Below are 8,471 nucleotides of genomic sequence, written 5' to 3' on the forward strand. Positions count from 1 at the left end.
GAAAATCCTCTCGAACCATGGTGTGGTGAGCCGTGTCGCTCAGGCGGCGACGATGGTGGCGGTGGTGGACGCGATGAGTTCGGCCGCGGCGGCGGCGAACAGGCGATGACCGGACGGACTCGGGTGCAGCCCGTCCTCGGTCCAGGTGCCGGCCAGCTCCCATTCGGAGCGGGCCGACAGATCCAGCAGCAGGACGCGGTGGGCGGCCGTGACCCGGGCCATGACCGCGTTGGCGAAGGCGAACCGCTCGCGCAGCAGGCCCCGGAAGTTCTCCGGAACTGGCAGGCGTGCGGGGATATCCGGGTAGTCGGCGGTGAAAACCGTTGCGCCCGTGCCACGCAGCGTGCCGAACAGAGCATTCAGGTTGTCCTCGAACGCCTCCGGATCGAAGGCACTCACCAAATCGTTCACCCCGGCGACCACGCCGTAGAGCTCGGCGCGCCCGGCCTGCGGCAGCTGCTGCCGCAGAACGTCGCCGGTGGTCGCGCCGTGCACGCCCAGATTGCGGATCGCCCCGGGACGCAACCCGAGCTGGCCGCCCAGCCGCACCACCCAGCCGCGGTAACCGCCGGCCGCGGCCGGGTCGCCGCGACCTTCGGTGAAGCTGTCGCCCAGGGCGATCAGACCCGGGGTCCTCATAGCGACGCCTCGGTCTTGGAGACGTGGCGCGCCGCCTCCGGGAAGCCGACCAGCTCGTACAGCTCGGCCAGTTCCTGCTCACCGAAGAACTTCTCCGGCGGGTACAGCCCGGCGATCAGGCCGAAGAACTTCTTGATGTAGTCCGGGCTCATGCTGGTCGCCCGGAACACCGAGTCGTAGTACGGGGTCAGGGTCAGTTCGGAGATGCTCAGGGTCAGCTCGTAGGTGCTGGCGCTCTGGGCGTCGCGCTCGCGCTGGTACTCGGGCAGGGTCTCCTCGAAAGGCCGTCCGCCCGAAAGGCTCTCATCGGCCAGGTCGGCCAGCAGCTGGGCATACTTGAAGGAGTCGGTGATGCCCCAGCCGGTGAACGGGTCCTTGTGGTAGCCGGCGTCGCCGACCAGCGCCCAGCCCGGGCCGTAGGACTGACGGCGGTAGTTGTCGGGGTACAGCATCGGGCGGAACGGCTCCGCGCGCTTGCCCGTATCCCGAAGGCGCGCACCGAGTTCCGGGTCGATCTGGTCCACGATCTCCTGCACGCCGGCATCGGGGTCGGCGCGGAACTCGCGGAATCGATCCCGCTTGCGCATGACCGCAACCAGGTACAGGTCGTCGTTGGTCGGCCAGGCCGCGAACTGCTGCTCGCCGAAACCGGTGCGGTGGTTCATGCCCCAGTCCAGGCCCTCGTAGTAGGAGTAGTAGACGAAGCAGGCGGCCGCGGAACCCTCGTAGACCTGCGCACCCACCTCCTTGGCCACGATCGAGTTGGCGCCGTCCGCGCCGACCACGAAGCGCGCCCGGAACTCCTGCTCCGGACCGTCGCCGACGCGGCCGCGGATACCGGCGACCCGGTCGCCGTCGCGCAGCAGGCCGGTCACGGTGAAGCCCTCGATCAGCTCGGCGCCCGCCTCACCGGCGGCGTCGACCAGGATCTTGTCCAGCACGGTGCGGCGCGGGCAGTACACGGCATCGATACCGTCGGCCGACGGATCGGCCATGCCGCGGATGTCGATATCGGTGTAGGTGAAGTTCAGATGCCGCACCGGCGGGCAGCCGGTGGCCACCACGCGGTCGAGCAGACCCCAGGTCCCGAGCAGGCTCAGGCCGGCCTGGTGGATGTAGTGCGTGGACGGGGTGTCGCTCGGGAACTGCGCGCGGTCCACCGCCAGCACCCGATAACCCTTGCGCGCCAACAACATGGCCAGCGGGGAACCCGACACCCGGGTACCGACAACGATGACGTCGTACATGCTCAATTCACTTTCGCTTCGTCGAGTAGAGGAGATCGATATCGGCCGAACAGGTTTCCGCGATGGCCGCGCGACGCAATTTAAGTGACGAGGTCAACAATCCGTTGGCAACGGTGAAATCGCCTGCCACAATCCGGAACTCGCGAATTGATTCCGGGCGGGACACGAGGGAATTCGCGTCGTCCACGGCGACCTGAATGGCGGTCGCCGGATCCTGGTCGGGGTGCTCGAGTTGCCACGCCTGCGCGCGCTCGGCGTCGAGGGTCACCAGCGCGGTGACGAAGGCCCGACCCTCCCCCACCACCATGCAATTGCTGACCAGCGGATGCAGTCGCACCCGATCCTCGAGCGGGGCGGGCGCGACATTCTTGCCGCCGGAGGTCACCAGGATCTCCTTCTTACGGCCCGTGATGCGCAGATACCCGTCCTCGAGGACGCCGATGTCCCCGGTGTGCAGCCAGCCCTCATCGTCCACCGGGCGCTGCTCACTGGCGGCGCCCCAGTAGCCGGGCGACACGTGCGGGCCGCTGACCAGCACCTCACCGTCGGTCGCGATCCCCACGGAGGTCCCGGGAATCGGCTTGCCGACGGTGCCGAGCCGGTTGGTCTCCGGGGCACTGACCGTCACCGCGGTGGCCGCCTCGGTCAGGCCGTAGCAGTTCAGGATGACCGTGCCGAAGCCCGCGTAGAACCCGGCGGTCGAATCGTCCAGGGACGCACCGCCAGAGATCACATACCGCAACCTGCCGCCCAGCGCGGCGGCCACCGGATCCTCCGAGGCCACGGGCCCGTCGCCGTTCTGCAACCGGAGCAGGCCCGTGACCACGGCTTCCTGCTCGGTGTCCGGGGTCAGCAGCGAGCGGCAGTGCTTGCGAATCTTCTCCAGCGCGTAGGGAATCAGCGACAGGAAGGTGGGCCGCAGCCGCGCCAACGCCGGCACCAGCTCCGGAATGCCCGGCAGCAGATGGGTTCTGGCGCCGCCGAACAGGCAGGCGAACAGCATGGTCTGCCCGAACACGTGCGACAGCGGCAGCGCCAGCGCGGTGACGCCGTCGAAGAGCTCACCGGTCTGGCGGACCGTATTGGCCGACGACACGTACATGTTGCGGTGGGTGATCATGCAGCCCTTGGACACTCCGGTGGTGCCGCTGGTGTAGACGATCATGGCGAGGTCGTCGGCCCGCACCGGCGCGACGTACTCGTCCAGGTCGGCCCGCACCGGCCCCCGCGCCCAGGTTGAGACGTCCTCGAAGGTCCAGACCTCGCCGGCGCCCGCGGCGCGTAGCCGCTCCGCGTCGTCCGCGGTCTCCGCCGCGGAATACGCACTGCCGCTGTCGGTCAGGATGTGCTCGATCTGGGCGGGCGAGGAGGTCGGATACACCGGCACCACCACCGCGCCGATCGCCAGCACCGCGCAATCCAGCAATGCCCAGGCCAGGCCGGTACGGCCCAGCACCGCCACCCGGTCCCCGGCGGCCACCCGCCGGTCCAGCAGCGCGGAGGCCACCGCGCGCACCTGCCGATCCAGTTCGGCACAGGTCAGGGGCGTGCCCTCACCGTCGGCGAGGGTCTCCCGATCGGGATACCGGGCCGCCGCCGTGGCGACCATCTCGTACAGCCCGGCCGTAACGGCCGATCCGATACCGTTCCCGGTATCGGATCGGGCGGCGACCGGCGTCGCAGGGGTACCGGATCCGGCAGTCGTGACAGGCGTGGTCTTCGTGACAGGCGCAGTGTTCACGAAACGAATTCTGGTGGGCGGCAATCATTCTCGTCTCCGCCCGACCGGCTTTCCTACCGCGCGAAAGTCATTGCCTATCGAATCGCCGCCACGGAAACCGGGCGAGGATCATCGAGTGGTGCCGGTTCCGCGGATTCGACGCAATCGAGAAATGCCTCCACCGCCGGGTTCGTTTCCTCGGCCCGCCACACCGCATACAAATCCAGAGTGGGCACGGGATCCAATAATTTGACCGCCACCGAATTGCTGCCCGGCGCACCCATTCCCATGGAAATCGCGCGCGGCAGCGAGGCGAACCCGACCAGCGGCCGCACCGACACCATGTGCGCGGTCGCGCCCGGATCGTCGGCGTGGTGGGCCACATTGAGCGAGATCCGGCTCTGGGCGGCGCACCGGAAGATGGTGTCGTACATGGCCGGACACTGCTCGCGGGTGAACAGCACACAGTCCTGTCCCTGCAGTTCCGAGAACGGCACCCCCGGCCGGTCGGCCCAGCGGTGCCGCCGGCCCACCACAGCGACCAGCGGTACCCGATGCAACAGCCGCCGGTAGCGGAACTCCACCGTGCTGGGGTGGCCGTACACCAGGGCGATGTCGAGGGATCCGTCCGACAGCGCGGCCAGCTGCGGTCCCGTGCGCTTCTCCCACAGCGAGACCACGATGTCGGGGCGGCGTTCGGTCATGCGCAGCAGGGTCTCCGGCAGCACATGTCGGCTGGCCGGCAGGTTGTATCCGATATTGAGCGTGCCCGCACGGCCCTCGGCGGTGGCCTTGGCCGCCCGCGCGGCCCGGTCCATCTGGGCGACGATCTGACGGGCCTGCACCTCGAACTCGCGCCCGGCAGCGGTCAGCCGGACCTCGTGCGAATTACGGGCGACCAATTGGACTCCGAGCGACTTCTCCAATTTCTGGAGCTGAGCGCTCAAACTTGGCTGGGTGAGATGAAGGCGCTGCGCTGCGCGGCCGAAGTGCAACTCTTCGGCAATCGTGATGAACGAAACCAGATGTCGGAATTCCATGACGCGGCTCCTCCCGAGCACTCGCCACGGTAGACCCGACAGGTAACCGGTGATGAATCGCACCCGCACAACCGCCGCCGGTACGGTTACCTGCCAGTGAATCCGTGATGTGATTCTGCTCTCCCTGGAACAATCACGCGACCTCGGTCGTTGTCATCCTCACAGGGGGTCGCGGAAAATCACGACGACAACGGCAGGTCCGTTGTGCCACCATGTTTTTCACCGATGATCAGCCGACCGTCACGGTCGTGACCAGTAGGAAAGGAGGAGACGGCAATGAATCCGAGGTTCAGCGAACAGTATCCGAGTTCGCCCGAACAGCGCGCCCTACTCGTGCGCCATGCCGAGCGCAGCCTGCGCGGCGACGACCGGAACATCGGCCGTCTCCAGGCCCACGCGTAAGCGGGCAACTCCCTCCTTCTGTTCGATCCCTTTCACGAAACATGGTGACCCCCATGCTGTTCCGTCACGCCGACGACCCGGAGATAACCACCGACAACTGGATACACGCCGGAGTGCTGCTGCTCAACGCCTCCTACGAGGCGCTGACCACGATCCGCGCCGAGCGCGCGGTGGTGCTGCTGCTCGGCGGCGCCGCCGAGACCGTCACCGATCGGCGGCCGCACTTCCCGATCCGCTCGAAGCACCTGGAGCTGGCGCTGCCGGAGACCATCCGGCTGCACCGCTACATCTACCTCGAGCACCGGATCCTCGTGCACGACGACGACAGCCGCGCCACCCTGGCCGCGGTCCTGCGCCGCGACCGCTACCGCTGCGGGTACTGCAACGACTGGGCCCGCACCGTCGACCACATCCGCCCGCGCTCGAAGGGTGGGCCCAATACCTGGGCCAACCTCATCGCCGCGTGCGGTCCCTGCAATACGTACAAGGCGGACCGGACTCCCGAGGAGGCCGGCATGCGCCTGCTGTGGGAGCCCAAGGCCCCCAATGACAGAGAACGGGCCCAGCGTCAGGTCTGGAAGGAACTGGCGGCGTCCTGAATCCCGGGACCGGGACCGATCTCGATGAACGAAGAACACCCGCACCGCGTGATCGGACATGAGAGGAGCGAGATCCGATGACGAACACTGCACTTCGGGAGCCGACCCTGGCGGATCTGCTCCCCATCTCCGACTCGAAGGACTACTGGCAGCGCGCGGCCTGCAAGGGTGACCCGAACCACGAGGCGTGGTTCCCGTACCCCTCGCAGGACTTCGACTACGCCCGCACCATCTGCGCGGCCTGCCCGATCCGCCGCGAATGCGGTGACTTCGCGGCCCGCACCGGCCAGTCCGGCGTCTGGGGCGGTCACGAGTACGACCGCGGCAAGCTGATTCGCGACTGACACCTCGGCGGTGACTCCCCTCGGAGTCACCGCCGTTGTCGTCGCTGCCCCGCCGGGTCCAGGCCGGTCGGGTTTCGCGTAACCGCCTGGCACAGGTGGCTACCAACCCGTCAACATAGGATGGTCGCTCGTGGGAACTCATCGCGCCGCGGGCGGGTCACGAGGTATCAGCAAGGGACCGGTTATCGCAGTCGTCGCGGTGATGGTGCTAGCGCTGGCCGTCGTCGGCTGGGCCTGGCTGTCGAATCGGTCCAAGGAGCGTGACAGCCGCGCCGCCGCCTCCTGCGTGGAGGGCACCGCCACCCTGAACGTGACCGTCGATCCTGACATCCTCACCCCGGTCAAGGCCGCGGCCGACCGCTTCAACGCCACCAAACCGCACGTACGCGACCACTGCGCCGAGGTGGCCGTGGCCGCACAGCCCTCGGCCGCCATGGTCGCGGCCTTCACCTCCGGCAAGGCGTGGGATCCGGCGCTGGGCCCGCAGCCCGCGCTCTGGATTCCGGAGTCCTCCCGCTCGGTCGAGCAGATGCGCGTGCCGGGCCTGATCGCGGGCACCCCGGCCCCCATCGCGGTCAGCCCCATCTCCCTGGCCGTCCCCGACGACCTGCGCCGCGCACTCGAGACCGCCAAGGTGCACTGGTCGGACCTGCCCCGGCTGCAAGAGGGTTCGCTCGCCGATCTCGGGCTGCCCACCTGGGGCAAGCTGCGCCTGGCCATACCCGCCGGGGACGGCTCGCTGGCCGTCGCGGCCGCGGTCGGCTCGGGTGTCTCCGGCACCGATCCCCTCGACGAGAAGTCCGTCGCCACCGGTCAGGTGGTCTCGGCCATCTCCGGCCTGGCAGCGGGCGCACCCGCCGCCACGGACGTGACCGGCGCGCTGACCGACCTGTCGGGGGCCGCCGACCCGGCCACCGCTTCCGTGCACGCGGTGGCCGCCACCGAGCAGCAGATTCGGGCCCGCAGCGGGCTGACCGCCTTCCGCCCCGACGGCGCGGGCCCGGTCGCCGACTACCCGGCCGCTCAGCTCACCGGCTCCTGGGTGGACCAGACCCAGAATCTGATCGCGGGCGTGTTCGCCGACTTCCTGCGCGCCCCCGATCAGTCGAAGCTGTTCACCGACAACGGTTTCGGCGCCGCACCCCCGGCCACCACCCCGGTCCCGGCGAAGGCGGTCCTGGACAAGGTGGGCCAGATCCTCGCCCATCCGGTGCTCGGCGTGCAGGCCACCGTGCTGCTCGACGTCTCCTCCTCCATGTCCACCACCGAGGGCTTCGGCACCCGCCTCGCCAATGCGGCCGCGGCACTGGAGTCCACGATGGGCGTCATGCCGCCGGGCTTCGGCCTGGGCGTGTGGGAGTACTCGAAGAACCTCGACGGGAACAACCCCTACAAGATCCTGACCCCGACCGCGCCGCTGTCGGACGATCAGCGCACCGCCATCAGCCAGGCCCTGACCACGGTCACCGCGAGCACCTCCAAGCCGGACCGCACCTATCCCACGCTGCAGGCCGCCTACAAGAACGTGCTCGCCAACTACGCCGCGGCCCGCACCAATTCGATCCTGCTGATCACCGACGGCCCCGAGGACGATTCCACGGTCACCGGCGATCAGCTGCTCGCCGACATCGCCGCCGCGACGGATCCGGCGCATCCGGTGCGGATCGACGTCATCGTGGTCGGCGGCCCCGGCACCCAGACCCTGCAGACCCTCACCCAGCGCACCGGCGGCACCTACACCAAGGTGAACACCACCGCGGACCTGCCGTTCGGCACCGCGGTCTCGCAGGCGCTGACCACCCCCTGACCGGCCCGAATTCCAGGGCGGCAAGGGCACGGCAACACGGCGGCAGCGCTTTCCGCATTCGCCAGCAAACCCGTGGCATATTCGGCGAATGGCACAAAGCACTGGTCCCGAACCCACACTGAAACAGGGCTTCGCCGCCGGAACGACGATCGCGGCGGGCATCCTGCTGCTCGTCGTCGGCGCGCTGTCGATCCTGCAGGGCATTTCCGCGGTGGCGTCGGACGACCTGCTGGTCGTCGGCTACGACTACGTCTACAAGATGAACACCACCGGATGGGGCTGGATCCACATCGTCCTCGGCATCATCGAGATCGTCGTGGCGATCGGCCTGCTCCGGGGCACCACCTGGGGCCGGGTCGCCGCCCTGGTCCTGGCGGCCCTGTCCATCGTGGAGAACTTCCTCTGGATTCCCTACTACCCGGCCTGGTCGCTGCTCATCATCGCGCTCGACGTCGTGGTGATCTGGGCCATCTCCTCCTACAAGCCCGTCACCGTCTGAGCCCCGGCGCGGTGACCGTGCCCACGGCACCACCGCGCCGATAGTGCCTGCGGCACAACGGTGAAGCGCCCCATCGGTTCCGGAACCGATGGGGAGCGGGAAGGAAGGTACGGGACGAGCCCGCAACACCGGCCAGCCGAGCCAGGCGGCCGGGCCGAACACAACAAAGGAGGC

The 8,471-nt window shown here is 68.6% G+C and carries 9 protein-coding genes; 5 read left to right on the plus strand and 4 right to left on the minus strand.

What is annotated here, in order from left to right:
- Nucleotides 1–39: 39 nt before the first annotated feature.
- The 4 genes from ACFXHE_RS23765 to ACFXHE_RS23780 all read right to left on the minus strand — a co-directional run bounded on the left by ACFXHE_RS23765 (nt 40) and on the right by ACFXHE_RS23780 (nt 4,646).
- Nucleotides 40–639: an SGNH/GDSL hydrolase family protein gene (locus ACFXHE_RS23765; RefSeq protein ID WP_379386300.1), complete on the minus strand. Its 600-nt coding sequence runs from the start codon at nt 637–639 to the stop codon at nt 40–42.
- Nucleotides 636–1,886, minus strand: a complete 1,251-nt coding sequence (locus tag ACFXHE_RS23770; protein ID WP_379386302.1) for an NAD(P)/FAD-dependent oxidoreductase — start codon at nt 1,884–1,886, stop codon at nt 636–638. The genes ACFXHE_RS23765 and ACFXHE_RS23770 overlap by 4 nt, the downstream gene beginning before the upstream one ends.
- A 7-nt stretch (nt 1,887–1,893) precedes the next feature.
- The gene (locus ACFXHE_RS23775; protein WP_379386304.1) at nt 1,894–3,627 is read right to left on the minus strand and encodes an AMP-dependent synthetase/ligase; all 1,734 of its coding nucleotides are present in this window, start codon (nt 3,625–3,627) and stop codon (nt 1,894–1,896) included.
- Between the two features lie 74 nt (nt 3,628–3,701).
- Entirely contained in the window at nt 3,702–4,646 is a 945-nt protein-coding gene (locus ACFXHE_RS23780; RefSeq protein ID WP_379386306.1) for a LysR family transcriptional regulator, read from the minus strand.
- A 276-nt stretch (nt 4,647–4,922) separates the two neighbouring features.
- Between ACFXHE_RS23780 and ACFXHE_RS23785 the strand changes: the two genes are divergently transcribed.
- The 5 genes from ACFXHE_RS23785 (at nt 4,923) to ACFXHE_RS23805 (ending at nt 8,297) form a co-directional block, all read left to right on the plus strand.
- Nucleotides 4,923–5,048 (plus strand): hypothetical protein, encoded by a 126-nt coding sequence (locus ACFXHE_RS23785; RefSeq protein WP_379386308.1) that lies wholly within the window; start codon nt 4,923–4,925, stop codon nt 5,046–5,048.
- Nucleotides 5,049–5,101: 53 nt separating this feature from the next.
- Nucleotides 5,102–5,647, plus strand: a complete 546-nt coding sequence (locus tag ACFXHE_RS23790) for an HNH endonuclease (RefSeq protein ID WP_364617813.1) — start codon at nt 5,102–5,104, stop codon at nt 5,645–5,647.
- 77 nt (nt 5,648–5,724) lie between these two features.
- Nucleotides 5,725–5,991, plus strand: a complete 267-nt coding sequence (locus ACFXHE_RS23795) for a WhiB family transcriptional regulator (protein WP_354831710.1) — start codon at nt 5,725–5,727, stop codon at nt 5,989–5,991.
- 130 nt (nt 5,992–6,121) lie between these two features.
- Nucleotides 6,122–7,798, plus strand: coding sequence for a VWA domain-containing protein (locus tag ACFXHE_RS23800; protein WP_379386311.1), 1,677 nt, complete (start codon nt 6,122–6,124; stop codon nt 7,796–7,798).
- Nucleotides 7,799–7,886: 88 nt separating this feature from the next.
- Nucleotides 7,887–8,297: a hypothetical protein gene (locus tag ACFXHE_RS23805; RefSeq protein ID WP_379386313.1), complete on the plus strand. Its 411-nt coding sequence runs from the start codon at nt 7,887–7,889 to the stop codon at nt 8,295–8,297.
- Nucleotides 8,298–8,471: the final 174 nt, after the last annotated feature.

It is taken from the genome of Nocardia sp. NPDC059229 (genome assembly GCF_042754165.1).
In the GTDB taxonomy this organism is placed as follows: Bacteria; Actinomycetota; Actinomycetes; order Mycobacteriales; family Mycobacteriaceae; genus Nocardia.